23 protein-coding genes are annotated in these 24,821 nt (G+C 66.4%); 13 read left to right on the top strand and 10 right to left on the bottom strand.

Features of this window, described 5'->3' with window-relative positions; genetic code table 11:
- The first annotated feature begins 25 nt into the window (after positions 1-25).
- From AC3WLD_RS06175 to grxD, 6 genes are all read left to right on the top strand, one after another.
- Positions 26-2,176: a prolyl oligopeptidase family serine peptidase gene (locus AC3WLD_RS06175; RefSeq protein WP_492556069.1), complete on the top strand. Its 2,151-nt coding sequence runs from the start codon at positions 26-28 to the stop codon at positions 2,174-2,176.
- A gap of 130 nt (positions 2,177-2,306) precedes the next feature.
- The gene (locus AC3WLD_RS06170; protein ID WP_492556068.1) at positions 2,307-2,867 is read left to right on the top strand and encodes a hypothetical protein; all 561 of its coding nucleotides are present in this window, start codon (positions 2,307-2,309) and stop codon (positions 2,865-2,867) included.
- A 134-nt stretch (positions 2,868-3,001) separates the two neighbouring features.
- Complete coding sequence (locus tag AC3WLD_RS06165; protein WP_492556067.1) at positions 3,002-3,607, top strand: hypothetical protein; 606 nt, start codon at positions 3,002-3,004, stop codon at positions 3,605-3,607.
- 81 nt (positions 3,608-3,688) lie between these two features.
- Positions 3,689-4,012, top strand: a complete 324-nt coding sequence (locus tag AC3WLD_RS06160) for a DUF1476 domain-containing protein (RefSeq protein WP_492556066.1) — start codon at positions 3,689-3,691, stop codon at positions 4,010-4,012.
- Complete coding sequence (locus tag AC3WLD_RS06155) at positions 4,012-4,245, top strand: BolA/IbaG family iron-sulfur metabolism protein (protein ID WP_492556065.1); 234 nt, start codon at positions 4,012-4,014, stop codon at positions 4,243-4,245. The genes AC3WLD_RS06160 and AC3WLD_RS06155 overlap by 1 nt, the downstream gene beginning before the upstream one ends.
- Before the next feature lie 24 nt (positions 4,246-4,269).
- The gene (gene grxD / locus AC3WLD_RS06150; RefSeq protein ID WP_492556064.1) at positions 4,270-4,596 is read left to right on the top strand and encodes a Grx4 family monothiol glutaredoxin; all 327 of its coding nucleotides are present in this window, start codon (positions 4,270-4,272) and stop codon (positions 4,594-4,596) included.
- Positions 4,597-4,621: 25 nt separating this feature from the next.
- Here grxD and AC3WLD_RS06145 read toward each other — a convergent pair whose 3' ends face one another.
- Positions 4,622-5,515, bottom strand: coding sequence for a haloalkane dehalogenase (locus AC3WLD_RS06145; protein WP_492556063.1), 894 nt, complete (start codon positions 5,513-5,515; stop codon positions 4,622-4,624).
- An 88-nt stretch (positions 5,516-5,603) separates the two neighbouring features.
- Between AC3WLD_RS06145 and AC3WLD_RS06140 the strand changes: the two genes are divergently transcribed.
- A complete protein-coding gene (locus tag AC3WLD_RS06140) occupies positions 5,604-6,233 on the top strand; it encodes a class I SAM-dependent methyltransferase (RefSeq protein WP_492556062.1) in 630 nt (209 codons plus the stop codon).
- Here the strand turns inward: AC3WLD_RS06140 and AC3WLD_RS06135 are convergent, their stop codons facing one another.
- Positions 6,234-6,644, bottom strand: a complete 411-nt coding sequence (locus AC3WLD_RS06135) for a GFA family protein (protein WP_492556061.1) — start codon at positions 6,642-6,644, stop codon at positions 6,234-6,236.
- An 83-nt stretch (positions 6,645-6,727) separates the two neighbouring features.
- Here AC3WLD_RS06135 and AC3WLD_RS06130 point away from each other — a divergent pair, with 83 nt between their 5' ends.
- Positions 6,728-8,005, top strand: a complete 1,278-nt coding sequence (locus AC3WLD_RS06130) for an APC family permease (protein WP_492556060.1) — start codon at positions 6,728-6,730, stop codon at positions 8,003-8,005.
- Here AC3WLD_RS06130 and AC3WLD_RS06125 read toward each other — a convergent pair.
- The gene (locus AC3WLD_RS06125) at positions 7,979-9,580 is read right to left on the bottom strand and encodes a phytoene desaturase family protein (RefSeq protein ID WP_492556059.1); all 1,602 of its coding nucleotides are present in this window, start codon (positions 9,578-9,580) and stop codon (positions 7,979-7,981) included. The two genes, AC3WLD_RS06130 and AC3WLD_RS06125, sit on opposite strands and share 27 nt — an antisense overlap.
- A gap of 55 nt (positions 9,581-9,635) precedes the next feature.
- Complete coding sequence (locus AC3WLD_RS06120) at positions 9,636-10,820, bottom strand: aromatic ring-hydroxylating oxygenase subunit alpha (RefSeq protein ID WP_492556058.1); 1,185 nt, start codon at positions 10,818-10,820, stop codon at positions 9,636-9,638.
- Between the two features lie 62 nt (positions 10,821-10,882).
- Here AC3WLD_RS06120 and AC3WLD_RS06115 point away from each other — a divergent pair, with 62 nt between their 5' ends.
- The 4 genes from AC3WLD_RS06115 (at position 10,883) to AC3WLD_RS06100 (ending at position 17,160) form a co-directional block, all read left to right on the top strand.
- Positions 10,883-11,518 carry a TetR family transcriptional regulator C-terminal domain-containing protein gene (locus tag AC3WLD_RS06115; RefSeq protein WP_492556057.1) on the top strand — a complete coding sequence of 212 codons (636 nt, stop codon included), beginning with the start codon at positions 10,883-10,885 and terminating at the stop codon, positions 11,516-11,518.
- Between the two features lie 9 nt (positions 11,519-11,527).
- The gene (locus AC3WLD_RS06110; protein ID WP_492556056.1) at positions 11,528-13,525 is read left to right on the top strand and encodes a TonB-dependent receptor; all 1,998 of its coding nucleotides are present in this window, start codon (positions 11,528-11,530) and stop codon (positions 13,523-13,525) included.
- A gap of 204 nt (positions 13,526-13,729) precedes the next feature.
- The gene (locus AC3WLD_RS06105) at positions 13,730-15,865 is read left to right on the top strand and encodes a GumC family protein (protein WP_492556055.1); all 2,136 of its coding nucleotides are present in this window, start codon (positions 13,730-13,732) and stop codon (positions 15,863-15,865) included.
- Positions 15,866-15,879: 14 nt separating this feature from the next.
- Positions 15,880-17,160 carry an outer membrane beta-barrel protein gene (locus tag AC3WLD_RS06100; protein WP_492556054.1) on the top strand — a complete coding sequence of 427 codons (1,281 nt, stop codon included), beginning with the start codon at positions 15,880-15,882 and terminating at the stop codon, positions 17,158-17,160.
- Here AC3WLD_RS06100 and AC3WLD_RS06095 read toward each other — a convergent pair.
- From AC3WLD_RS06095 to AC3WLD_RS06085, 3 genes are all read right to left on the bottom strand, one after another.
- Entirely contained in the window at positions 17,138-18,463 is a 1,326-nt protein-coding gene (locus tag AC3WLD_RS06095; protein ID WP_492556053.1) for an O-antigen ligase family protein, read from the bottom strand. The two genes, AC3WLD_RS06100 and AC3WLD_RS06095, sit on opposite strands and share 23 nt — an antisense overlap.
- Positions 18,464-18,488: 25 nt before the next feature.
- Positions 18,489-19,088 carry a polysaccharide biosynthesis/export family protein gene (locus tag AC3WLD_RS06090; protein ID WP_492556052.1) on the bottom strand — a complete coding sequence of 200 codons (600 nt, stop codon included), beginning with the start codon at positions 19,086-19,088 and terminating at the stop codon, positions 18,489-18,491.
- 68 nt (positions 19,089-19,156) lie between these two features.
- The gene (locus AC3WLD_RS06085; RefSeq protein ID WP_492556051.1) at positions 19,157-20,476 is read right to left on the bottom strand and encodes a cell wall hydrolase; all 1,320 of its coding nucleotides are present in this window, start codon (positions 20,474-20,476) and stop codon (positions 19,157-19,159) included.
- A gap of 132 nt (positions 20,477-20,608) precedes the next feature.
- Here AC3WLD_RS06085 and AC3WLD_RS06080 point away from each other — a divergent pair, with 132 nt between their 5' ends.
- A complete protein-coding gene (locus tag AC3WLD_RS06080; protein WP_492556050.1) occupies positions 20,609-21,583 on the top strand; it encodes a glycosyltransferase family 2 protein in 975 nt (324 codons plus the stop codon).
- A gap of 5 nt (positions 21,584-21,588) precedes the next feature.
- Here the strand turns inward: AC3WLD_RS06080 and AC3WLD_RS06075 are convergent, their stop codons facing one another.
- The 3 genes from AC3WLD_RS06075 to AC3WLD_RS06065 are packed head-to-tail and all read right to left on the bottom strand — an operon-like array spanning position 21,589 to position 24,688.
- Positions 21,589-22,581: a glycosyltransferase family 2 protein gene (locus tag AC3WLD_RS06075; RefSeq protein WP_492556049.1), complete on the bottom strand. Its 993-nt coding sequence runs from the start codon at positions 22,579-22,581 to the stop codon at positions 21,589-21,591.
- Positions 22,578-23,831, bottom strand: a complete 1,254-nt coding sequence (locus tag AC3WLD_RS06070; protein WP_492556048.1) for a glycosyltransferase family 2 protein — start codon at positions 23,829-23,831, stop codon at positions 22,578-22,580. The genes AC3WLD_RS06075 and AC3WLD_RS06070 overlap by 4 nt, the downstream gene beginning before the upstream one ends.
- Positions 23,828-24,688: a hypothetical protein gene (locus AC3WLD_RS06065; RefSeq protein WP_492556047.1), complete on the bottom strand. Its 861-nt coding sequence runs from the start codon at positions 24,686-24,688 to the stop codon at positions 23,828-23,830. The genes AC3WLD_RS06070 and AC3WLD_RS06065 overlap by 4 nt, the downstream gene beginning before the upstream one ends.
- Positions 24,689-24,821 lie beyond the last annotated feature (133 nt).

The raw sequence follows: 24,821 nt of genomic DNA, 5'->3' as shown, positions 1-24,821 counted from the left end.
GCCGTTCCTGTTTCGGGGAGAGAGAATGTCGTTTGCCAAGCGCGCCCTCGTCGGCGCGGCCCTGTTCGCCTCCGCCATGCCCGCCATCGCTGCCGACCCGGCCAAGGCTCCGACCTATCCCGAAACCCGCCGCGACGGCACGGTCGAACAGCAGTTCGGCGAGGCCGTCGCCGATCCCTACCGCTGGCTGGAGGCGGACGTGCGCCAGTCGCCCGAAGTCGCCGACTGGGTGGCGCGGCAGGGCAAGGTCACGCAGGATTACCTCGCCTCGCTGCCCGGCCGCGACGTGCTGGCGAACCGGATCAGCGCGCTGCTCAACTACGAGCGGTTCTCGATCCCCAAAAAGGGCGGCGGTCGTTACTTCTACATGCGCAACTCCGGGCTGCAGAACCAGTCGGTGCTCTACGTGCGCGAGGGTCTGGGCGGCGAGGGGCGGCAGCTGATCGATCCCAACGCCTGGGCGAAGGACGGCGCGACCGCGCTTGACCAGTGGGAGCCGAGCCCGTCGGGCAAATACCTTGCCTACACCGTGCAGGACGGCGGCAGTGACTGGCGGACCATCCGGGTGATCGAAGTCGCCACCGGCAAGGTTCTCGACGAGAAGATGGAGTGGGCCAACGACACCGAGCTCGGCTGGGTCGGCGACGAGGGTCTGCTCTATTCGCGCTTTCCCGCGCCGCCACCCGACCAGGTCTATACTGCGCTGACTTTCAACAAGGCGGTGTGGTTCCACCGCATCGGCACGCCGCAGTCGGCGGACGAGCAGGTCTTCGCCACGCCCGACCACCCGGAGTGGAGCCACAAGGCGCGGGTCACCGCCGATGGCCGCTGGGCGATCATCACCAGCGAGATCGGGACCGACGCCCGGTATCAGATCGCCGCAATCGAGCTGAAGGCGCGCAAGAAGAAGGGCTGGGCCGCCCGGCCGCTCGTCACCGGCTTCACCAACGACTGGAAGCTGGTCGACGGGATGGGCAGCAAGCTGTGGTTCGTCACCAACGACAACGCGCCGCGTTTCCGGCTCGTTTCGATCGACCTCGGCCGGAAAGGCGCGACGTGGACCGAGGTCGTGCCCGAAGGTCCGGCCAAACTCGACAACGGCAACATCGTCGGCGACCGCCTGATCGTCTCGTACCTCCAGGACGCTGCCTCTCGCGCGGTCATCATGGATCTCAAGGGGCGGCCGACCAAGGCGCTGGTGCTCAACGGCATCGGCACCGCGAGCGGGTTCGACGGGCGGCCGGGCGATCCCGAGACCTTTTACCAGTTCTCGAGCTTCAATCAGCCGCCGGCGGTGTACCGGCTCGACTTGCGCAGCGGCATCGCGCTGCCCTTCGCGACGCCGAAGCTCGCGTTCGATCCGAAGGACTATGCGGTCGAGCAACGGTTCTATTCGTCGAAGGACGGGACGAAGGTGCCGATGTTCATCGTCCGCAGCCGCAAGCTGGCCGAAGGGAACACGCCCGCGCCGACGCTGCTTTACGGCTACGGCGGGTTCGATATCTCGATGACGCCGGGCTTCAGCGCGGTGCGGATGGCGTGGCTGCAGTCGGGCGGGGTGTTCGTCCTCGCAAACATCCGTGGCGGCGGGGAGTACGGCAAGGAATGGCACGAGGCCGGCAGGCTCGGCAAAAAGCAGAACACCTTCGACGATTTCATCGCGGCGGGTGAATACCTGATCAAAGAAGGGATCACGCCCCAGCGCGGGCTCGCCATCCAGGGCGGTTCCAATGGCGGAATGCTGGTCGGTGCGGTGACCAACCAGCGGCCTGACCTGTTTGCCGCGGCCAACCCCGACGTCGGCGTGATGGACATGCTGCGTTTCGACCGCTTCACCTCGGGCCGCTATTGGGTCGATGACTACGGCTATCCCGACCGCGAGCCGGACTGGCGGATGCTGCGCAGCTATTCACCCTATCACAACATCCGCAGCGGGACCGATTACCCGGCGATTCTGGTCACGACCGCCGACACGGATGACCGGGTGATTCCCGGCCACAGCTTCAAATACGCGGCGGCCTTGCAGGCGGCGCAGCTGGGTCCGAAGCCGCACCTCATCCGCATCGAGACGCGGGCCGGCCACGGCGCGGGCAAGCCTACAGACAAGGTCATCGCCACCGGCGCGGATGTCCTGGCCTTCCTGGGTTATTGGACTGGCCTCAGGATCAGCGACTAGTCGTTCATTTTCTGCGCTCATTTCCTGAACAATGGCTGTCGTCGCAGTTCAGGGTGGGAACACTGCGCATGGCGTAGATCCGTTTCGTGACCGGGAGCAGCCCCGGCAAGAATACGAAAAGGATCGCACCATGAAGACCATTTCCAAGGCTATTGCCGGTGCCGCGCTGGTTGCGACCGCCGCGGTCTCCACGGCAACCCCCGCGATGGCGCGCGACCGTGACGGCATCGACGCGGGCGACATCATTGCCGGCGCGCTGATCATCGGCGGCATCGCCGCTGTCGCCTCGGCCGCGGGCAACCGCGATCGCGGCTATGACTATGGCTACGACGGCGGGCGCTATGGCGGTTACGGCTATGACCGGTACCGCGGCGACTCGCGCAGCGCGGTCGAGCAGTGCGTCCGCACCGCCGAAAACCAGGCCAGCCGCTACAGCTATGGCCGCGCCAATGTGACCGACATCCGAGACATCAAGCGCACCAGCCGTGGTTACGAGGTCAAGGGCCGGATCGCGGTCAATTCGTCGGGCCGCGACTGGCGCGACGGCGACCGCTATTACGGGCGTGGCTGGGGCGGCGATTATCGCGGCTGGAACGACAGCTATCGCGGCTACGACTCGGGCAACTTCAAGTGCAAGGTCGAATACGGCCGCGTGGTCGACCTCGACTTCAGCGGAATTCGCGGGCTGTAAGTCGCAAACCGGCAGGCGGTTCAGGCTGGTGACAGCCCGGGCCGCCTAGCCACATCTTATGGACGGCGGCCACGCCGTCGCTGCATGGATCGGCAGCGGCGGCGTCGGCACAGGGACGAACGGGGACTCGAGACATGGCACGCAGCTTTTCGCTGGTTTCACGCGCACTCGCCACGGCGGCATGCGCTTCGCTGACGCTCTCGCCGGCCCTGGCCGCGTCTCTTCCGAGCGCTGCGACTCGCGGCGTGCTCGAAGCTCCGCGCACCTGGACACCCGGCAGCGACACCGCCGCCGACCGCGGCTGGGGCGACGGCTGGCGCGGGCATCGCCGCCATCACCGCGACGACGGCGTGAGCGCGGGCGACGTGTTTGCCGGCCTGCTCATCCTTGGCGGCATTGCCGCGATCGCGAGCGCCGCCAGCAAGAACGACAAGGACAAGCGCGCCGAGCGCGATTACCGCTACAACGAACCCGAAACCGACAGCCGCGATTACGATAACGGCTGGAGCGGCGGCTCCGGTGACCGCTCGGCCAGCCGGGCGATGAACGATGCGGTCGAGACCTGCGTCTCCGCCGTCGAGCGCGAAGGCCAGGTGGACGAGGTCTATGGCGCCCAGCGCAACGGCAGCGGCTACCAGGTCAGCGGCCGGCTCTCGAACGGCGACGAGTTCGCCTGCGCCACCGGAGACGGCGGCCGGGTGACCGACCTGACCGTGGACGGACGCGAACTCGCCTACTGAACGCTTGCGGGGCGCGGCGCGGCTGACTATCGGCAAGGAGAACCCGCCCGCGTGCGGGGCACTTTTGACGGGGTTGCACCGATGACCACTTTCGATGACCGCGAGCGCGGCGAGGAACAGAAGTTCGCCCGCGACGAGGAGATGATGTTCCGCGTGCACGCCCGCCGCAATCGCCTGCTCGGAACCTGGGCGGCGGAGCGCATGGGCCTCGATGCCGCGGAGACGGAAGCCTATGCCAAGGCGGTTGTCCAGGCGGACTTCGAGGAAGCCGGAGACGAGGACGTGATCCGCAAGCTGCTCGGCGACCTGACCGCGGCCGGCGTCGACACCACAGAGAGCGAGATCCGTTCGATGCTCGAGACCAAGTCGGTCGAGGCCCGCCGCCAGCTGATGGGCGAAGCCTGATGGCGATGGCCGCCGCCGAGATCGAGGCGATGATCCGCGAGGCCCTGCCGGATGCTGAGGTCACGATCACCGATCTCGCCGGCGACGGCGATCATTATGCCGCCCACGTCGTCTCCGAAGCGTTTCGCGGCAAGCCCCGCGTCGCCCAGCACAAGGCGGTCTATGCCGCGCTCGGCGGGCGAATGGGAGGCGTGCTCCATGCCTTGCAACTGACCACCGCCGTCCCCAACTGAGACGGCGAAAGGATCCCAATCCCCATGTCCACCGACCAGCGCATTTCCGAGATCGTCAACGGTAACGACGTCGTCCTGTTCATGAAGGGCACGCCGCTGTTTCCGCAGTGCGGGTTCTCGAGCAAGGCCGTGGCGATCCTCGACCACCTGAACGTCGAGTACGCCAGCGTCGACGTGCTGCAGGACATGGAGATCCGTTCGGGCATCAAGTCGTACTCGGACTGGCCGACGATCCCGCAGCTCTATGTGAAGGGCGAATTCGTCGGCGGTTCTGACATCATGATGGAGATGTTCCAGGACGGCGAGCTCCAGCAGCTGATGCAGGAAGCCGGCGTCACCGCCGCAAGCTGATCGTCCCGGATCCCGCGGCGCGGGATTAGCGGGCGGTCGCAGCCGCCACGTCCAGAATGGCCGCGACGAACCCTTGCGGATCGTCCTCCTGCACGAAGTGCCCGCCCGTCAGCGTGCGGTGCTTCTGCTCCGCCGTTCCCGGCACGCGGCCCACGAACAACGCATCGCCGCCGCGGGTGATCGGGTCGCCGTCGCTGAAGCAGCACAGGAACGGCTTTTCCCACGTGTCGAACACCGCCCAGGCACGGAACTGGTCGGGCACCGCGACGTTGCCGGCAAACGGCACCAGCGGCGGGTAGGCCCGCGCCGCCGCCTTGCTGGCGGTGGTCGGGAAGGGCGCGTTGTAGGCGGCGATCTCCGCCTCGCTCAGCGGACGCCTGGTGCCGCGCTTGACGATCCCGCCGATCGGGAACACCGGACTGTACCTCGCGAACGCCCGCCAGATCGCGAAGGCGCGCGGCGGCTTCTGCCCGGCCGGGAGTCCGCCGTTCGACAGCGCCACGCCCGCAAACCGCCCGGGCATCTCCGCGACGAGCCGCAACCCGATCAGCGATCCCCAGTCCTGGCAGCCCAGGACCATTCCGGACAGGTCCAGCGCCTCGATCCATTCGCGCATCCACGCGACCTGCCCAGCATAGGAATAGGCGCTGCGGTCGAGCGGCTTGTCCGAACGGCCGAAGCCGACAAGGTCGGGCGCCAGCACCCGGTGCCCGGCGGCGACCAGCGGCGGGATCATGTGCCGCCACAGATAGCTCCAGGTCGGTTCGCCATGGAGCAGGAGGACCGGCGGCCCGTCCTTCGGACCTTCGTCGAGATAATGAACCCGCAGCCCGTCGCGCAGCGTGTGGTAGTTCGGGCTGAACGGAAAATCGGGCAGGCCATCGAACCGGCTGTCCGGCGTCCGGTATACGTGTCCCATGCGATGCCCCTCGTCCCGTTTGCGCCATCGTTCCCGTTAGCGTAGCAAATTGCAACGCGAATGTGGCGAAGGGCGGGGGGCGTTGCGGATGGGTTTCCAGGCTTGGTACGACAGGCACATCGTCCCCCGGTTCATCCGCTGCGCCTGCGGCAGCCCGGCACTGATGGAGCTGCGCGGCGCGCTGATCCCGATGGCCGAGGGCCACGTATTCGAACTCGGCTGCGGCGGCGGGCTCAACCAGCGGTTCTATGATAGCGGCAGGGTCACGGCGTTCTCCGGCGTCGATCCCACCGAGAAGCTGCTCGACTATGCGCGGGAGGAGGCCGCACGGAAGGGCTGGCAGGCCGATATCCGCGAAGGACTGGGCGAGGATCTGCCGTTCGGGGACGCCAGCTTCGACACGGTCGTCACCACCTTCACGCTGTGCTCGGTACAGGACCACGCCCGGACGATGGGCGAGCTGCGCCGCGTTCTGAAGCCGGGCGGACGGCTGCTTTACCTCGAGCACGGCCGCGCTCCCGATCCCGGCGTGGCAAAGTGGCAGGACCGGATCGAGCCGCTGTGGAAGCGCCTCGCCGGGGGTTGTCACCTGACCCGCCCGGTCAGCGAGGCGCTGGCCGGTGCGGGCTTTGCCGTGGAGCCGAAGGGCAAGTTCTATGTCCCCAAGGTCCCGCGGTTTGCCGGGTGGATGGAATGGGGGACGGCCGCCTTGCGCTGATCAGCCTGCGCCGATGATCTCGGCCTGGCGAACATACCCGAACGGACCTTCGCCGGGCCACGCCTTGCCGTCGGGATAGCGCAGTTCGATTCCAGCGAGCTCGGCCTGATCCGCCAGCCGCAGGTTCACCCCCATCATGACATTGCCGTGCGCGGCGACTGTGCTTTCGGTCAGGACGAAATGGGTGGTCGTCCCGCACCGCGGGCAGAACCGCAGTTCCGACCCCGGCTCGGTCTTGTCGCTGCGGCGGAAGCCGATTGTCTCTCCGGCAACCGCAACCTGGTCCGGGTGGTAATATCCCCACCATGCGCCCGACTTGCTGCACAACGTGCAGTTGCACGCGTGGATGTACTCAGGCGTTTTCGCAGGCGTGACAGAGACTTGGCCGCACAGGCAGGTCATGGCGTTCATGGCCGCACGATACCATGCCGCAGCGTGCTGGCCAAATGCGGTGATCCGTGGTTCACTCCGTCTGGCCTTGGGGAGGGCCCGCGATGAGCGACGACAAGCGACCGTTTGGACTGTGGATGGCGGCGGCGATGGTCGTCGGCTCGATGATCGGATCGGGCATCTTCATCCTACCCGCGCAGATGGCACCGTTTGGATGGACCGGGGTCGTCGGGTGGCTCGTCGCCGGGGCCGGGGTGATGCTGCTGGCCTACGTCATCGTCGATCTGACCCGGGCCATGCCGAACGAGCCGAGTATTGTCGCGATCTGCGGCAAGGTTCTGGGGGCGCCTGCGGGCATCCTGATAGGCTGGTGCTACTGGGTGTCGATCTGGGTCGGCGACGCCGCCGTCGCCACCACCGCCGCCCTTTACCTTGGCGTGTTCGTGCCGGCGATCAGCGCCAGCGCTTTGCATACTTCGGCAACCGGCGCGGCGATCCTCGCAGGGTTGACGGTCGTGAACCTGATCGGCGCAAGGGCGGCAGGACGCCTGCAGGTCCTCACCGTCGCGCTCAAGCTCCTGCCCCTGCTGGCGGTGATCGGCATCGTCGCTGTGGTGCTTCCGCAAGCCGACTATCAAGCCACGGTCATGGCCCCGTTTTCGCCCGGCGCTTTGAGCCCGGCGCTTGGCATCCTGTTCTTTGCCTTGCTGGGGTTCGAGGGCGCGGCCATCGTGACCGAGCGGGTCCGCGATCCGGCCCGCAACGTGATGCGCGCAACCTTGTGCGGCGTCGCACTGACCGCCCTTTTGTACCTCGGCCTTTGCACCGGAATGATGCTGCTCGTGCCCGCGGGCGAATTGCAGGCGTCCGCTGCGCCGCTGGCATGGTTCGTCGAGCGGTTTCTAGGCAGCACGGCGGGCATGGCGGTGGCGGCATTCGCGGCGATTTCGTGCATCGGCTACCTCAATGCCTCGGTGCTGTTCCTCGGCGAGGTTCCGCTCGGCGCGGTTCGCGCGGGCGAGCTGGCACCGTGGGTCGCCCGGGTCAACCGGCACGACGTGGCGGTCGCGCCGATGGTCGCGGGCAACCTGTTGTCGGTCGCGCTGATGCTTGTTGCGGCCACTCGTAACGGCGGAGACGTGCTCGAATTCATGTTCAAGCTGACGACATCGTCGTCGATGGTCCTCTACGCCGCCGCGAGCGTCGCAGCGCTTGCCCTCGGCCGAAGCCGACTGGTCGCCGCCGTGGGGCTTGCATTCACGGCATGGGTCGTCTGGGCCATCGGCCTCGAAGCCGCTGGCTGGGGCGTTGTCCTCATCCTCGCCGGCGTGCCGTTCTACTTCCTTGCCCGGCCCTCAGCGCCGGCGCAGCAGCCGGCCTAGCGTCGAGCGGTCGCGCAGGATCTCGTACGCCGCGTTGTGGCCCGGAGCGCCGGTGACGCCGCCGCCGGGGTGGGTGCCGGACCCGCACATGTAGAGGCCCTTGATCGGCGAGCGATAGTCGCCGTTCCCCAGCACCGGCCGTGCCGCCCACAGCTGGTCGAGGCCCATGGTGCCGTGGAAGATGTCGCCGCCGACCAGCCCGAACTTGCGCTCGAGATCGAGCGGTGAGTGGATCTGCCGGGCGATCACGCTGCTCTTGAAGTTGGGTGCATGGTCGTTGACCGTGTCGATGATCAGGTCCGCCACCTCCTCGCGGTGGGCATCCCAGTCGACGCCGGGATCGAACTGCTGGCAGAACAGGCTGGCGACGTGCGCCCCTTCCGGCGCAAGGCTGTCGTCCACTGTCGAGGGGATCTTCATTTCGACGATCGGCTTCTTCGACCAGCCGTGCTGCTGCGCGTCGATGAACGCCTGGTCCATGTAGTCCATGCCCGGCGCGATGATGATCCCGGCGGTGTGGTGCTCGGCCTTGTCCTTGCCGGGAAGCGTGGTGAAATCGGGCAGTTCGGACAGCGCGACGTTCATCCGGAACGTGCCCGAGCCGGTCTTGTAGCCCTTGATCCGCCGGTTGAAGTCCGCATCGAGATCGCTTGCGTCGACCATCTTGCGGTAGAGCAGGGCCGGGCCGACGTTGGCGGCGACGATCGGCGCGGCGATTTCCTCACCGCCCTCCAGCCGCACGCCGACCGCCTTGCCGCCGTCGACCAGCACCTTGTCGACCGGGCTTTCGAGGCTGATCTCGACCCCGTACTCCTCGCAGGCCCTGGCCATCGCCTGGGTGATCGCGCCCATTCCGCCGACCGAGTGGCCCCACGCACCGAACTTGCCGTTGACCTCGCCGAACACGTGGTGAAGCAGCACATAGGCCGAGCCGGGTGTGGAAACCCCGGCGTAGTTGCCGACCACCGCGTCGAACGCGAAGGCCGATTTCACGCGATCGTCCTCGAACCAGCCGTCGAGGAAGTCGCGCGCCGACTTGGTGAAGATGTCGAGCAGGTCGCGCTGGGCGGGAAGATCCATCTTCGCCAGCGGCCAGCCCTGCTGCGCGGCGGCGACCAGCGAGCCCATGCCGCCGCCGACGTTGGGCGGGCACTTGAGGGCAATGTCGCGCAGGACTTGCGCCACCTTTTCCAGCGCCGCGTCATAGGCGGGATAGGCGGCGGCGTCCTTCTTGGAGAAGCGCGCGAACTCCGCCTGGGTCCGCTCCGTCCCGCCGCCGAGCTTGAGGTAGGTGTCGGGGAAGGGGAAGAAGTTCGAGATCGTCCGCTCGATGATCCGGAAGCCGCGCTCGTGCAGCTTCATGTCTGCGATGACCTTGGGCCGCAGCAGGCTGACGGTGTAGCTGGCTGTCGAGTTTCGGAAGCCGGGGTGGAACTCCTCGGTCACCGCCGCGCCGCCGACGACGTGGCGGCGTTCCAGCACGCGCACCTTGAGCCCCGAGCGGGCGAGGTAGAACGCGCAGACGAGCCCGTTGTGGCCGCCGCCGATGATGAGCGCGTCGTAGGTCTTTGTCATGGCGTGGGGATCTTTCGCGTGCGGTTCTGTGCCTTCAGGTGTCGATAGGTGTCGTTCAGGGACGCTTGCTCCACCCCGGCGGCGGAGCGACGGGTTGGCGTGCCTCGGGGATCAGGGCGCGGATCTTGCGGGCGAAGCTGCGCAGGCAGAACTCGCTCGCGCCGAGCGGGCCGACGGTGTAGCTCCTTGATTCCATACCCTTCTGGACCCGCTCGATCAGCCAGGTGTCTTCCTTGTTGACGACCCGATTGATCCGCCAGTTGGCATAGCGCACCAGCTTCATCTCGCGCCGCTCATCAGGCAGGGCGAAGCACATTTCCCGCAAGACAGAAGTTGTCGGGGTAAGCGGCAGCCACTGCATGAAGTCGATCTGGTCGGCGTAGACGTCAAAGGCGATGTTGGGCCAGAGCTTGTAGTAGAGCCACCGCTGGTGCTGCTCGTCGCTCAGATGCTCGACCCGCGGGAGGTGGGTGCGGTAGAATTTTTCCCAGAAATTCTGGCGCTTGTCCTGCGCGACCATGCCATGGAGCCGGTCGGCCCAGCCGTGCGCTTCGATCGTATAGGACTTGCCGACCAGGCGGGTCAGGCCGTCGTGGCTGACCGGGATGTGGAGGTTGTCGGAATAGTTGTCGCCGACGTTCTTCCAGTTGACCGCGCGCGGCCGCTCGCGGACTTCGCCGATGCGTTGCATGTCGTTGAATCGATAGGACGATACCTCGTCCTCGAACGGCGCCATCATCTCGGCGACAGAAGGAAATCCGCGATCTTCGAGGCGCACGAATACGAAGCCGTGCCAGACTTCCACATCGACCGGGACGAGATTGTTCTCGGCCATCTTCAGCGCCGGGTAGTCGCCCTTCATGGGTACGCCGGTGAGCCGGCCATCGGTCTCGAAAACCCAGGCATGATAAGGGCATACGAGCTTCTTTGCACAACCCGCCGGACCCTCCACCAGCCGCATTGCGCGGTGGCGGCAGACGTTGGCGAAAGCACGGACCTTTCCGTCCTCCCCGCGCACCGCGAGCACGCTTTCACCGAGGTAATCCAGCGTCCGGTAGTCGCCGGGGTCGGGCAAGTCGTTGACGTGGCAAACGATTTGCCAGGACGGGCGGATCACCCGCTCGAGCTCGACCGAGAAGTATTCCGGGTCGTGGTAGATCCAGCCGGGCAGCGACCAGTCGGCATCGGGATCGACGTCGGTTGCGTCGATCTGCTCCATCGCGGTGCTGCGGTCTGCCATGGCGAATCCGGCTTCCTGGAAGTTTGTTGAACGATCGTATAACAAGTGGCATGACCTGCCAAGTGACCAACCCGCCTGCCTTCCGCCGCGCCGAACCCGATGAGCGCCGCCAGAGCCTGATCGAGGCCTGTGCGCGGGTCCTGGGGCGGGCAGGGGCGGCCGGGGCGAGCGTGCGCTCGATCGCGCTGGAAGCCGGGGTGAGTGCCGGACTCGTCAACCATTATTTCGGCGGAATCGATGCACTTGTCGCGGCAACCTACGATTGTGTGGGAAGTGTCGTCGACGCCGCCCTCGACCGCGCGGTGGCCGATGCGGGGGACGACCCCGTCGCGCGGATCGAGGCCTATCTGACCGCCAGTTTCCGCCCGCCGATCGCTGATCCTGCCTTGCTGGCGACGTGGATCGCGTTCTGGAGCCTGACAGCCGCGCGAGACGACATCGCCGCACGGCACGACGCGCAGTACGGGGCGTTCCGGGCGCGGCTGGAAGGCCTCCTCGAAGACTGCGGAGTCCCGGCGGAGCGCCGCCGCCTCGGCGCGATCGCGCTGACCGCGCTGGTCGACGGCCTGTGGCTCGAGCTGTGCCTCTCGCCGAAGGCGTTCAGCGCGGACGAAGCGGCCGCGATGGCGCGGGCGCAGCTGGCGGGACTCGTGCCCAATCGTGCCGCGCCGCTTGCCGGGGACCGGGCGCTGCAATAAGGCGCGCCGATGCGCTCCACTCGACCGATTTTCCTTGCAGCTCTGGGATTTGCCGGTGCCTCACCGGCATTGGCAGAGGAGCCGCCTCAGATCGTCGTCACCGGGCAGGGTCTCGCCGAGACACCCGCTACGCCGGCCTACGGGGTGGTCGAGATAGACCGCGACCGGCTGACCTCGACAGGCTCCGGGCGGATCGAGGATGCGCTGTCGCAAGTCGCTGGTTTCCAGCAGTTTCGGCGGTCGGACAGCCGATCGTCCAATCCCTCGGCGCAAGGCGTGACCCTGCGCGCGCTCGGCGGCAACGCGACCAGCCGCACGCTGGTGGTGCTCGACGGCGTGCCGTTGGCAGATCCGTTCTTCGGCTACATTCCCCTGAGCGCGATCGACCCCGGCCAGCTTGCCCGGTTCCGCGTGACCCGCGGCGGGGGTTCGGGCGCGTTCGGGGCGGGCGCGGTGGCCGGGACGATCGCGCTGGAGAGCGCCGACGCGGCGCGGCTAGGCCTCGTCAATGCGGGGGTGCTGGTGAACGATCGCGGCGAGACGGAGCTGACCGGATCGCTCGCACCGAGATTGGGCGAGGGGTACGTTGTCGCCAGTGGCCGCTGGGACCGCGGGCAGGGGTTCTGGACGACGCCGGAGAGCCAGCGCAGGCCCGCTAGTGTCCGCGCGCGCTTCGACAGCTGGTCGCTTGGCCTTCGCGGAGCCGCGCCGGTTGCCGATGACATGGAGCTCCAGTTCCGGCTCGCGGCGTACGATGATGACCGCACCTTGCGATTTCGCGGGGCTGACAGCTTCAGCAAGGGACAGGACGGCAGCCTGCGCCTCGTTGGCCGGGGGCGCTGGCAGTTCGACCTGCTCGGCTATGTCCAGGGGCGCGACTTCGGCAATGTCGTGGTCAGTTCGACCAGCTTCCGAAAGACGCTCGACCAGCGGCGGACGCCGTCGACCGGCATCGGCGGGAAGTTCGAGCTGCGCCCGCCGGTCGGCGGGGAGCATGTCCTGCGGTTTGGCACCGATATTCGCATCGCCGACGGCGAACTCCAGGAGGAGCCGCTGAATGCCGCGACGGGCCTGGCGACGGCGCGCCGCCGGGCCGGCGGGCGCAACAGCGATTTCGGCGTCTACCTTGAAGATGACTGGACGCTCGGCCCGCTTGTCCTGACCGGCGGCGTTCGTGCGGATCGCTGGACCGTGCGCGACGGCTTTTTCCGCGAGACGACGCCGGCGGGGGGCGTAACGACCGACAACCGCTTCGCCGACCGCGCCGGATGGCAAACCGGATACCGGGCCGGCGCGGTCTTTCGGGCCAGCCCGGCCGTATCGCTGCGCGCTGCTGCCTATAGCAGCCTGCGCCAGCCGACGCTCAACGAACTGTACCGGCCATTCGTGGTCTTCCCGGTGACAACCCGCGCCAACGCCGCACTCAAGAACGAGGTTCTCCACGGATTCGAGGCCGGGATCGACGTCACCCCGGTGAGCGGCTGGTCGATTTCGCTGACCGCGTTCGACAATCGCATCGACGACGCGATTGCCAACGTCACCATCGGAGCCAACTTGCGGGAGCGGCGCAATGTAGACGCTGTTCAATCGCGCGGGATCGAAGCGAACTTGCGGGGGCGCTTTGGCGCGTTCGGCTTTGCAGGTTCGCTCTCGTGGAACGACGCCGAGATCAGGGCGAGCGGAACGCCCGCGCTGGATGGCCAGCGCCCGGCCCAGACGCCCCGCTTCGCTGCATCGGCCACGCTCGACTGGCGCCCGCGCACGGGCTGGATAGGCTCGCTGACGCTTCGCCACGTATCCTCACAGGCCGAGGACGACATCGGGATCGATCTCCTACCGGCTGCAACGACCCTCGATGCCTATGCGGAGATCCCCATTGACCGGTTTGCGCTGGTCTTCAGGGGCGAGAACCTGTGGGACGAACAGGTTGTGACGCGCAATCAGGCGGGTTCCATCGACCTCGGTGCGCCCCGCACGTTCTGGGGCGGGGTCAAGTTCCAGTATTGAGCATGAACTCGTGGCAGAGTGATCCAAAATGGACACTTTAACCATTTACGCCTGAATAATCCGGTGATTCAGAGCATTGCGCATTGGCGCAGTTTCCGGTGCCAAGTCGTGTTGCATGTGCTAACTTCGCATGTCCCGCAGGTGTGCGCCGACTAGTGGTGAGTAATGAACGCAAGTAATCCAGGCGGATTTCCCGACCCCGACATGCTCGGGGCAGAAGACGGGGAGATCGTTCGTCTTCCCGGCCGCAGCTGGCGCGACTTCTTTCCCGATCCCCGCGCTGTCTGGGTGGCGTTCCGTCGCCATATGGCGCTGTTTCTCGGCGTCATCCTGCTGATTGCTGCCGGCGTGTTCACCTGGGCCTACCTCCAGGTGCCGATCTATGCCGCTACGTCGTCGCTGCTGGTGCGTCCGCAGTCGGACGCTGTCGTCGACGTGAAGGCCGTGACGCCGGAGCTGCCCGCGACCAACGACATCGTCAACACCCAGGTACGGCTGATGCAGTCCCCGGCGATCGCTGCGCGCGTTGCCGAGCGCTATGCCGCCACGCATCCGCAGGCCGAGCTGGTGCGCACGGTGCCCAGCCACGAGCTGCCCGGCACGATTTCATCGATGGTCATCATCAATCGCGCCGCGTCGACCTATGTCATCGAAGTGACCGCGAAATCCCGGGATGCCCAGGAAGCCGCGGACATCGCCAACCTCTACGTCAACGAATTCGTCGCATCGGACAAGGACGCCAAGGTGGCGACCAACTCGGCCGCCGACGGGTGGCTGCGCCAGCGCACGACCGAGCTCGAGAAGGACGCGACCGCGGCTGACGCGGCGCTGCAGGACTACAAGATCCGCAATGGTTTGATCAGCATGGAAGGGATGAGCCTTTCCGAGCAGGAGATTTCGACGCTCAACCAGCAGATCGCCGTCGCGCAGGCGGAGCTCGCGGAAAAGCAGGGTCGGCTGGCGTCGGCACGGGCGCAGCTGGCAAAAGGCGGCGGCGGTGCCGACGTGGGTGCGGCACTCGGCTCGGGCACCATCGGGACCCTGCGTACTCGCGAGGCGGAGGCCTCGGCCAAGGTTGCACAGCTGACGTCGCGCTATGGCTCGCAATATCCGGAGCTGATCAAGGCACAGAGTGAACTGACCGCGATCCGCGCCGACATCCAGCGCGAAATCGACCGCATTCTCTCCAACCTCCAGGCCGAGGTGAACGTGGCCGGCTCGCGCCTCGCCTCGCTCGAAGCCAGCCGCGGGCGATCGACCGGGACGCTGTCACAGAACAACAAGGCGCAGGTCGGCTTGCAGGAACTGCAGCGCCGCGCCGATGCCGCCAAGGCGATTTACGAGACGTTCCTCAACCGCGCGCACGAAACCGGGGCGCAGGTCGGTTTGCAGCGCGCCGATACGCAGGTGGATTCGCTCGCCGACGTGCCGGGTGGGCCGGTTTTCCCGAACTACCAGTTGGTCACGCTCGTCGCGCTGCTGGGCGGCTTCCTGGGCGGTGTCGGGGCCGTTGGTATCGCCGAGTACCTGCAAGGCGGCATTCGCACCAAGGCCGACGTCGAGGACCGTCTCGGCCTGCGCTATGCCGGTGCGGTACCCGTGCTCAACTCGACTCTGGGCAAGTTGCGCGCGACCGAAGAACCGCACGACTATGTCTTGTCGCATCCGCAGTCGACCTTTGCAGAGGCATTCCGTTCGATCCGCGCGTTCCTGCTGCTGAGCGGGCGCGGTGGGACGAAGCCGTCGCGGGCGATCGCCATTTCCTCGGCGCTGCCGCAGGAAGGCAAGACCACCACCGCTGTCTGCCTGGCCCGGACTTCGGCGATGGACGGAATTCCAACGGTGCTCGTGGACTGCGACCTGCGTCGCCGGGGGTCGAGCCACTTGCTGAACAACCGGACTTCGAACGGCTTGTACGACTATTTCAACGGCGCAAGTCTCGACGAGGCGCTGGTTCTCGACGAGGCGAGCGGACTCTATCTGCTCGGCACGGCCTCCACCGAAGGACTGGCACAGGATCCGCTGACGACGGAAAACATCGAGCGACTGATCGAGGACCTGCGCCGCCGGTTCCAGGTGATCGTGATCGACACCGCACCGCTGCTCGGCCTGGCCGACGCGCGGATCGTTGCCAGCGCGGCGGACCGGGTGCTGCTCATCAACCGGTGGAAGACCACCTCGATCCGGGCTGCCGAAGCCGCGACCGATATCCTGATTTCCGCTGGCGCGCGGATCAGCGGCGTCGCGCTCACCCAGGTCGATATCCGCAGCTACGCGAGCACCGGCTACACGGACACCTACAGCTACCACAAGCAATTCCGCGGCTATTACACGAACTAGGACGGGGCGAAGACATGGGGGTAAGTTTGACGTCCTGCCTCAGGCGAGCGTTCGGGCTGATCGGCCTCACGGCGACGATCAGTGCGGGCACCGCGGCAGCGCAGAACGCGATCGAGGTCAAGGAAGGCACCGAGCGCGAGAAGCAGCAGCTGCGTGACACGGGTTTCAAGGCCGGTGCGCTGGAGATCCGCCCGCAGTTCGGCGTGACTGGTGAATACACCGACAACGTGTTCTATTCGTCTACCAACAAGCGTTCCGACGCGCTGGTCGATGCGCGTGCGTCGATCGCCTTCAAGACGCTGTTCTCGCGGCACGAACTGCGAGCCGACTTGTGGGTCAACCAGGTCGCCTATGCCAAGTATTCCGGTGAGGACGTGACCCAGTTCGGTGGATCTGCCGGCGGGCGGATCGATGTCGATAGAGCCACGGCCATCGAATTCGACGGCGGTTACCAGCGGCTTGCGGAATCACGCTATTCGCTCAACGCCAACCGCACGAGCCAGGAACGCGCCAAGTACGATACCCTGTTCGCGAGCGCTTCGGCCAGCCGGCAGTTCAACAACTTCTGGGTCCGCCTTGGCGGGCGGGTTGCCGATTACAGCTATGACAGCGTGCGGGTGGCGGGTGTCGATACCTCGCAGAAAATCCGCGATTTCCGAGTGTATGCCGGCAGCCTGGACCTGGTCTATGGCAAGCGCGATCCCACGCGCTTTGTCGTCCATGGGGAAGTCGAGCGGCGCGACTATCAGATCGGGTTCGGCGATCCCGGTTTCGATTCGACCAAGTTCGTCGATCGCAGCGCCGACGGATACCGCATCGAAGTGGGCGTGCAGCGCGAGATCACCGACCTGATCCAGGGCACGATCCGCGTCGGCTATCTCCACTACAATTACGACGATCCGCGCATCAAGACATTCAGCGCGTTCTCGTACCACGGTGATCTCGTGTGGAACGTGACTCCGCTCACCAGCATCGTCGCCACCGCCGACCGCAAGCTTGACGAGACGGTTTCGCCGCTCGCCACCGGCAACCTGCGGGACGAATTCGGCCTCGCGTTCGAGCACGAGCTGCGCCGCGACGTCATCCTGTTTGGCGACCTGCGGTATGCGCGGGTACGGCTGGTCAGCGCGACGACCCGGAGCAGGGAGTTCGAGGGCGAATTCGGGGCCCGTTATTACCTCGGCGACCACTTCGTGATTTCCGCCAGCGTGCGGCATTCGCAGCGCCACTCGGGCGTCAGCGCGATCGACTATGACACGAACTCGGCGATGGTTAGTGCGAAGGTGAGGTTCTGACCTTCGCGGCGCGGCGCACGTAAACCGGCTGCGGCCGGGGAATATGGGCGCGGCGCGGGCGCTTCCGGCCGAAGAATTCCAGGCCGACGGCGTGCGAGAGCGCGCCATAGAGAAACAGCGTGTTGTGCGCGAAAATGCCCAGCGGCAGCGCTTCGAAGCTGAAGCGCAAGCCGTCGTAGGCGATCAGCGAAGCAAACAGGATCGTGATCGGGTGCGGCTCCAGTACGAGGCGGCGGGCCAGCAGCAGGATATAAAACCCGAAGATCGCGGCCACGCCGACCAGGCCAACGTAGCCGAAATAGACGAGCAGCTCGTACACGCTGCTGTGGAAATTGAAGCCGACGTGATTGGCCACGTACATTGTGTCCCAGATCGCTGTCGGCTCCAGATCGCCTTCGATCCAGAACGAGGCGAATCCGCGACCGAACCATGGGCGCTGAGAAACCAGGACCTCGGCCCGGCACCAGATGTAATCCCGGCCGGTGAGCCCTTCGTCCTTGCCCGAGATCGCGAGATATCGTTCGAACACCACCGGGAACCACTGGTTTCGGGTGATCGCCGCCATGATTGCGAAAACGGCAGCGCTCATCATGATCGCGGTGCGGGCGACGATCGGCCAGGATGACGTGATCGCCCAGCCGATGAAGAATACGACCGCGAGCGTCAGCGCGGCATAGGCGCCGGCCGATCGGGCGGCGACGATGATGATCGCGTCCAGTCCGATCAGGAACAGGCTAAGAAGGACGGCCACCGGGCGGACCTCGCGCAATCCCAGGACCAGCATCGCAAGCGCGGCGAGAACGCCCAGCGCAGCCATGTCGGCGGTGGTGTTCTTGCTTCCGGCCAGCCCGACGAAAGGAAAGCCGTTGAAATCGATCGGGAACAGGTCGCCCTGGCCCAGACCATACGTGAACACGGCGATGCCGTGTATGAGAAAGGCATAGAACATGCCGTTCACGGTCTGCCGCGGATCGGTCGCCGCGCCGATGATGCAGGCCGCGAAGATCGTCAGGCCAAGCTGCAGCCCGTAATAGACCGTCTCGCCGGGATAAGGCGACCAGAACGCCGAAAGCACCGCCCAGCCGCCGATCGCCAGCAGCGGCCAGGTCCGGCTGAGCATCGGCATGATCCGCTCATAGCGCAGGTAGGCGAATATCACCGGGATGGCGATGAAGAAGATCCCGGTGAAGCTTTTGACGAATAGCGGCAACAGTCCGGTGAGCATGCACCAGGCAACGATGAACGCGTCGAACGTAGGGTCCGCTTCGCGCTGCTCGCGACTGGCGCCGCCGTCCGTATACATGTTGCGGCCCTCCCGGGCTCAGTCCTCAGAAGTAGCGTTCGCCGATCCGGATAGTGTCGCCGGGACGCACCCAGACCGGCTTGCCGTCCTTGATCGAGTACTTCGATTCCGACTGTTCGTCCTTGTGGCGGATGAAGACTGTCTTTGTGTTGGCGCGATACGTGAAGCCGCCGGCCACCGCGACCGCCTGGGCAACCGTCAACTGGTCGGCGCTGTAGGGATACTCGCCAGGCTTGTTGACTTCGCCGAGAATGTAGAACGGACGATAGGTCAGCACGTCGATGCTCACCCGCGGATCGAGAATGTATTCCGGTGACAGCTTGTCGGCGATGTCAGCCTGAAGGTCACCCGGAGTCCGCCCGCTGGCGGCGATGTTGCCGATCAGCGGCAATGCCAGCGAGCCGTCGGGGCCGACGGCGTATTCACCGGTCAGTTCCTCTTCGCCGAACACGGTGACGCGGACCTTGTCGCCCACGCCCAGCTGATAGACCGGCGGGGTCGGATCGCTGACCGCCAAGGGCGCTTTCGCGCTGCAGGCGGACAACGGCAACGCGGTCAGAGCGATGGCGAGAGCAGCGAGGAAACGCTTCAGGAACAAGGTCGCGACCTTTCGGTAGCCGGGCATGAGGCGCGTGCTAACATTCGAACCGGCAAAGTAAAAGTCGGGACTGGTCCGGTTCCGCGGGTTATGTATCATTCCGGATCGATCAACTTGCGGACCGCGGCCGGGTCGGCGGGCAGGCACTGGCCGGAGTCGCTGCGCGAAATCTGCCCGCAGTTCCACCAGGCCCTGTCGATGCCGCGCTTCATGTCCTTGACGTAAAGGAACGAGAGCTGGCGTGCGCTGGCATCGCCCAGCGGCAAGGCGCGCGAGACCGAGCCGTCGTCACGCCAGCCTAGCACGCGGCACGTGCGCTTGCCCTTGCACAGGGCCAGCGACGTCATCGCATACGAGCCCGCGAAAGCGGCGGGATCGAGCTTGAGGAACACCGCCGAACCATCGGCGTTCGCGTCGCGTACCGCGGAGCCGCGCAGCGCGGTTTCCGAAACCTTGGGCATGAGCCCGGGCGAGAGAGGCGGGGCAGCGGTCGGCGCAGTCGCAAGTTCCGCTTCGGAACTGGCGTCGGCGCTTTCCGGTACGACCGCATGGGAGGGGGAGAGACGCGCAAGAAGCGGCTCGACCGGTTCCTGCCCCGCAACGCCGCCGCGGAAGGACGCCGGCGTGCCCCAGTGCCCTGGCCAGCGGTAGAAAATGTGCGGCCCGACCATTGCGATCTTGTCGAGCGACGAGGCCCAGTACGGCACGACGTAGTCGGCATGGTAATGGGTCGCGTATCCGATCGGGGCATAGACCTCCCCGGTCAGTGCGGCGGTCGCGCGTTGCCGGGCCGCCTGCCACGCGGTGGGCGAGGGCGTCCGGCCCATCGCGCCGTCGCAGGTGAAAGTGAACTGGCAACCAGTCCGCCGCTCGGACCCCTGGAATACCACGCCGCAGATCGAGGCGGGAAAGGCGGGGTGGCGCGAGCGGTTGATCACGGTCTGGATCACCGCGCGCTGCCCGGTCGCATCGCCTCCGGCTTCGTACCAGGCGGCGGCAGCGAGGCAGTCCACCGCGCGGGCGAGGTCTTCGTTGCTGCCCGTGAAGCGCAGCGGCTTGGCCGCGACGGGGTGCAGCGTGGCGAAGGGCATCTTCGCATTGATTGCCCGGGCGTCATCCTCGGTCACCGGCATCAGGTCTGGCGCGAGGAGCGGGGGCGGGGCGGTCGAGTTGACGATCGCCAGCCGCTGCTGGTCGGGCGCGGGCATTGGCACCAGCCGGTCAGCCCAGAACGTCCAGGTGATGACGGCAGCGATGACGAGCACCAGCGCACCGGTGGCGAATCCCGCGATCAACGGGCGGCGACCTGCTGCCGCGACCCGCGCCGGCAGGCTGTCGCGAAGCAGGCGCAATCGCCGTCGTAACGACCCTGCGTCCGATTCTCTTGCGCCGTCGTTGAGCAGACCTTCCCCCATTCGGCTGCCTTAGCAAAGGTTTGCCCGTCGATGGTGACGAGTTGCATCCGATACGATCCAGCGCATATCTTTCTTGCCATGGCGCAACTTGCCGTAGCATGACCGCCGTGGTTACGGCGAGGGGCGGCAGAGATGACAACTGGCTACGCTTCGGACGCTTCCCCGCGCGTTTCGGTGATCATTCCGTTGGGCAATGCCGAACGCACGATCGGGCGAACCTTGCGCAGCGTGCAGGCGCAGACGATTCGCGCCATCGAGATCATCGTGGTCGACGACGGCTCGACGGACCGTGGACCGGAGCTCGTTCGCGCCGCCATGGCGAGCGATCCGCGTATCACGATTCACTCGCAGCCCAATTCCGGCGTCGCCACCGCCCGCAATACGGGCATCAAGCTCGCCCGCGCGGACTTTGTCGCCCCTGTCGACGCGGACGACTTGTGGACGCCGCAAAAGCTGGAGTGGCAGCTTCGCGCTTTCGAAGGCGCACCCAATGTGGGGCTCGTCTATTGCTTTTTCGACGCCATCGATGCCGATGACCGGCTGCTCTGGCCGGGCACGCGCCGGCAGGTCGAGGGACGTGCGCTCGAGGCCCTGCTGCGGGAGGATTTCATCGGGAATGGCAGCAATGCGATGATGCGGCGCGACCTTCTTCTGGAGGTCGGCGGATATGACCCGCTGCTGCGCGAACAGGGCGCACAGGGCGGGGAGGACTGGCAGGTCGGCCTCAAGCTGGCCGAACGATGCGAATTTGCCTGCGTACCTGACGTCATGGTCGGTTATCGCCGGATGCGCGGGAACATGTCAGGCAACGCCGCGCAGATGCTGCGCTCCGCGCAGCTGGTCGCGGAGCCCTTCCGCAAAGCCTATCCGCAATACGCGCCGGCGATCGATGCGCACGTCGAGGAGCGCCGCCGCTGGCTTTTCGCCCGGGCCATGGGCGATCTCAACGTACCCGGCCTGATGGCGATATCACGCGATGTCGGTGGGTTCGCACCGGCTTTCCGGAGCGCGCTTTCGGTCGCGCGGCCGGTCCTGCGCGAGATCATCAGCGCCGCGATGCGTCGTCTCGGACTCAGGCGGCAGAGCGGGTTCTTCGCCAGAGGGTGACAGGTTTACCAATCGAAAAAACCATCGTCGAGGAGCCGCCGTCGCTCGATCTGCGGCATGTTGGCGCTTTTCCGGTCCCGTCGCAGGGCCATTACCGAGCGGACAAGCTGCGCTGGGTGGGCCATCGCTTCGCCGATAGCGCGGGGGCGCCCGACCTCGCGTGCCTCGTCGAGCAATCGCCGGACTGCGACCTTTTCCTCCAGCGAAGCAATGTGCCGGTCCAGCAGTCCGATCAGGCTCCCGCTGAAGCCGGCTTCTGCAAGGTCGCGGTGCAGGGTGCGGTCCGCTTCGAGCAATTCCTCGAGATCAGTCGTCCGGTGGGAGCCGCTGAGCGAGCGCGCGCGCTGAATGGCGATGTAGCCGCAGTCTGATGTCACCATGAACCGCGCGCCTGCCGCAAGAGCCCGAGCATAGAAAATGTAATCTTCGCCGAGCCGCAGGCGTTCGTCGTAAGTCAGTCCGGCAGCGGTGATGAACTCTCGGCGGATCAGCGGCTTGAGGAAACCCAGCTCGCCGCGGGGGCGTAGCGGGTCTGGAATGTTTCCGCGCACGAACGCTTCGAGGCCGATGCGCCTGTGCCGCTCGATGCCGGACGGCATTGCGAAGCTTGCCGGATCCATCGCTGCCGCTTCCGGCACGAACGCGATGTTGTCGGCCACGAAATCCCAGGCCCCGTCACGCACGGCAAGCAGCCTGGCGAAACGGCCGGGCCTGATGAGATCGTCGGCATCCACGATCGCCAGGAAGGGCAGGGTCGTCTCCGCGATCGCCCGGTTGCGCGCCCGGGCCGGACCGCCATTGATCGGCTGGGAAAGAATCCGCAGACGGGCCGATCCTTCGCCGGCCGCGGTCGCGACAGCCACCGTTTCGTCGGTCGATGCGTCGTCGACGACGATGACCTCGCCGACATCGGCTTCCGCCAGAAGCGATCGCAGCGTCGCGGCGATGGTCGAGGCCGCGTTATAGGCCGGGACGATGACCGCAACCGGACCGCTCATCGCGCGCGCTCCATCGAACTGTCCCCTGCGGGCGGCACGCTCCCTGGTGGCAGCAGCGCATCGTGCGAAATGGCGGCGCGTTCGAACACCTGCTGTCCACTGCTCGCCGATCCGCCGCGAGTCATGGCGAGAGCGATAGACCGCGCAGTTCCGAGTACGTCGCGCATCGCTGCGATGGTCATCGAACGCTCCTCGGGCGAACCGCGGCGAATGCGCCACAAGGTGCCGGCGAACATCTGGCTCACGATCTCGCGGCCCACCTTGCTTTCCGACAGGGCGCGCAGGGTAGCTGCATGGGACGATCCTGCGAGTCCTGCAAATCCGTGCTTGCCGGACATGGCGCGCCGGCAAATCGCGATTTCACCGGCCTCGAGCTTGCGAACATCCAAGGTCGCGGCCGTTTCAAGGTCGACCAGCGCTTCATCCCAGCAGCCATGACGGACCATCACCGCGGCGCGCTGCAGCAACGCGGCGCGGCGCAGGAGGACGTGGTCATCGCAGGCAAACATCCCCTCGAACAGAGCGAGCGGAACCGCCCGGTGCAGGTTCTCGAAGATGCGCCGATCAAACTCTGCCCAGACATTGTCCGACGCGCTCGCTGCGTGAAGCATGCTGGCCGGACCGCGCACACCGTCGTGTTTGCGCTGGTCGAAAATGAACCGGTCGAGGTACGCGGCCGGCACGGTGACCACGAGCCGGACGAACATTTCGTAGTCGAGCGATCGCAGCATCCGCTCCGCGAAGGGGCCGACCGCCGCATAGGCCTCGCGCCGGACGAGCGCTGCGTTCTGCATTACGAAGGCGTCTTCGAGGATGTGCCTGGCGAGGCTGCCCCCGGTCAGGTCGGGCCAGTACCCAGTGCCCATGTCGGTGCGCTTGCCGGCCCCGTCCTCGCTGAAGCGGCTGTAGCGCCCGAATACGAACCCCGCCCCGGAGCTTTCGAGCAATTCCACCATAGGCTCGACGATGCCGGGGCGCTGGACGTCGTCATCGTCGCAGATCCACACGTAGCGGCCGGTAGTTTCGGCCATGCCGCGGTTGAGTGCGACCGCCTTGCCGGCGTTGTCCTGGCGCATGTAGCGAACGCGGGATGCCCGGGTCGCCGCCACCTCGTCGGTTCCGTCGGTCGAGCCATCGTCGATGACCAGCAGTTCGTCATCCGAACCCATCTGCGCGAGAATCGAGTCGAGTGCCTCGCCCAGATATCGGGCGCGGTTGAAGGTGGGGACGATGAACGAGATCCGCGTCATGGGGCGACCGCTAACGCATCAGGCGCGAGTTCGGGAAGCCGCCCGAAATGCCGCTCCATCGCCGCGATCTGGGGATTGTTGCCGCCGCCAAGCCAGTTGTCATGGAACAATGCACTGTCCTGCGATCCGTCCCACGGGACCGGCGGGGAGTCGCTGCCGATGCCGACATGGGGCGTTCCGGCGAGGCGAGCCATCCAGAAGAACCACACGTCGTCGGCGTTGGGACACAGCGCTTCGAAAAGCGCGCGGTCGTGCACCACGGAAGAGAGCGCGCGAGGAGGATAGAGCACCCCGCCAACCCCGGTCGGGAACAGGATTTCGCGGGGATCGGTTACGGCCTTCAGCGCGGTTGCGAGTTCCCATTCCGCATAAGGGGGAAGCGCGCCGTCCTCGCCGATCCGGGCGCGGTGGACACGCCCGCCGACGACCGCACCGGGCACGTCCCGGGCGCGCTCGACAAGCGAGGCCAGCCAGTCCGGCGCGTAATACACGTCGTCGTCGGCCGTCACGATTGTCGCTGCGGGCCATTCCGCGAGCGCCGGGACCAGTTTCTTGAACGAGCGCAAGTCCTCGCAGGCCCGGATGGTCAGGCCGTGAGACTCCAGCGCCTGGACTTCGGCAGGCAGGAGGGCCTCGTCGGCGGCGGCCACCCACAGCACGGTGCGCTCGGCTGCGACCGTCTGGTCGAGTATGCTCTTCAGCGTGGCGGCGAGGAAGGGGAAGCGCGGCGGGTACGACGTCAGCGATACCACCAGTTCGCTAGCGAGTCCGTGTGGCTGCTTGTCCTTCACAGCCGGAAACGCGCGGATCGCGGCTTCGGCCTGGCGAAGGCGGCGACGCTCCGCCTGCCTCGCCACCAAACGCCGGAATCGCCAGAGCCCCCACATGAACCAAGGCTATACCGGCTCAATCGCGCCTCGCCATGCCCTGATTTTGAACCTAAATGGACAAGTATCGCGCTGCCCTCCCGGGCGGCTGCCGGTTAGCGAG

Source organism: Novosphingobium sp. FW305-C-111 (assembly GCF_058783565.1).
The sequence above is the reverse complement of the archived record's forward strand: the minus strand, read 5'-3'. Positions and strand labels throughout refer to the sequence as shown.

Bases quoted from the DNA above. Each gene is read 5' to 3' on its own strand.
- AC3WLD_RS06080 (WP_492556050.1), top strand. From the start codon at position 20,609: ATGACAACTGGCTACGCTTCGGACGCTTCCCCGCGCGTTTCGGTGATC.
- AC3WLD_RS06135 (WP_492556061.1), bottom strand. From the start codon at position 6,644: ATGAACGCCATGACCTGCCTGTGCGGCCAAGTCTCTGTCACGCCTGCG.
- AC3WLD_RS06170 (WP_492556068.1), top strand. From the start codon at position 2,307: ATGAAGACCATTTCCAAGGCTATTGCCGGTGCCGCGCTGGTTGCGACC.
- AC3WLD_RS06155 (WP_492556065.1), top strand. From the start codon at position 4,012: ATGGCGATGGCCGCCGCCGAGATCGAGGCGATGATCCGCGAGGCCCTG.
- AC3WLD_RS06160 (WP_492556066.1), top strand. From the start codon at position 3,689: ATGACCACTTTCGATGACCGCGAGCGCGGCGAGGAACAGAAGTTCGCC.
- AC3WLD_RS06125 (WP_492556059.1), bottom strand. From the start codon at position 9,580: ATGACAAAGACCTACGACGCGCTCATCATCGGCGGCGGCCACAACGGG.
- AC3WLD_RS06130 (WP_492556060.1), top strand. From the start codon at position 6,728: ATGAGCGACGACAAGCGACCGTTTGGACTGTGGATGGCGGCGGCGATG.
- AC3WLD_RS06070 (WP_492556048.1), bottom strand. From the start codon at position 23,831: ATGACGCGGATCTCGTTCATCGTCCCCACCTTCAACCGCGCCCGATAT.
- AC3WLD_RS06165 (WP_492556067.1), top strand. From the start codon at position 3,002: ATGGCACGCAGCTTTTCGCTGGTTTCACGCGCACTCGCCACGGCGGCA.
- AC3WLD_RS06110 (WP_492556056.1), top strand. From the start codon at position 11,528: ATGCGCTCCACTCGACCGATTTTCCTTGCAGCTCTGGGATTTGCCGGT.
- AC3WLD_RS06090 (WP_492556052.1), bottom strand. From the start codon at position 19,088: ATGCCCGGCTACCGAAAGGTCGCGACCTTGTTCCTGAAGCGTTTCCTC.
- AC3WLD_RS06085 (WP_492556051.1), bottom strand. From the start codon at position 20,476: ATGGGGGAAGGTCTGCTCAACGACGGCGCAAGAGAATCGGACGCAGGG.
- AC3WLD_RS06145 (WP_492556063.1), bottom strand. From the start codon at position 5,515: ATGGGACACGTATACCGGACGCCGGACAGCCGGTTCGATGGCCTGCCC.
- AC3WLD_RS06140 (WP_492556062.1), top strand. From the start codon at position 5,604: ATGGGTTTCCAGGCTTGGTACGACAGGCACATCGTCCCCCGGTTCATC.
- AC3WLD_RS06075 (WP_492556049.1), bottom strand. From the start codon at position 22,581: ATGAGCGGTCCGGTTGCGGTCATCGTCCCGGCCTATAACGCGGCCTCG.
- AC3WLD_RS06105 (WP_492556055.1), top strand. From the start codon at position 13,730: ATGCTCGGGGCAGAAGACGGGGAGATCGTTCGTCTTCCCGGCCGCAGC.
- AC3WLD_RS06100 (WP_492556054.1), top strand. From the start codon at position 15,880: ATGGGGGTAAGTTTGACGTCCTGCCTCAGGCGAGCGTTCGGGCTGATC.
- AC3WLD_RS06120 (WP_492556058.1), bottom strand. From the start codon at position 10,820: ATGGCAGACCGCAGCACCGCGATGGAGCAGATCGACGCAACCGACGTC.
- grxD (WP_492556064.1), top strand. From the start codon at position 4,270: ATGTCCACCGACCAGCGCATTTCCGAGATCGTCAACGGTAACGACGTC.
- AC3WLD_RS06095 (WP_492556053.1), bottom strand. From the start codon at position 18,463: ATGTATACGGACGGCGGCGCCAGTCGCGAGCAGCGCGAAGCGGACCCT.
- AC3WLD_RS06175 (WP_492556069.1), top strand. From the start codon at position 26: ATGTCGTTTGCCAAGCGCGCCCTCGTCGGCGCGGCCCTGTTCGCCTCC.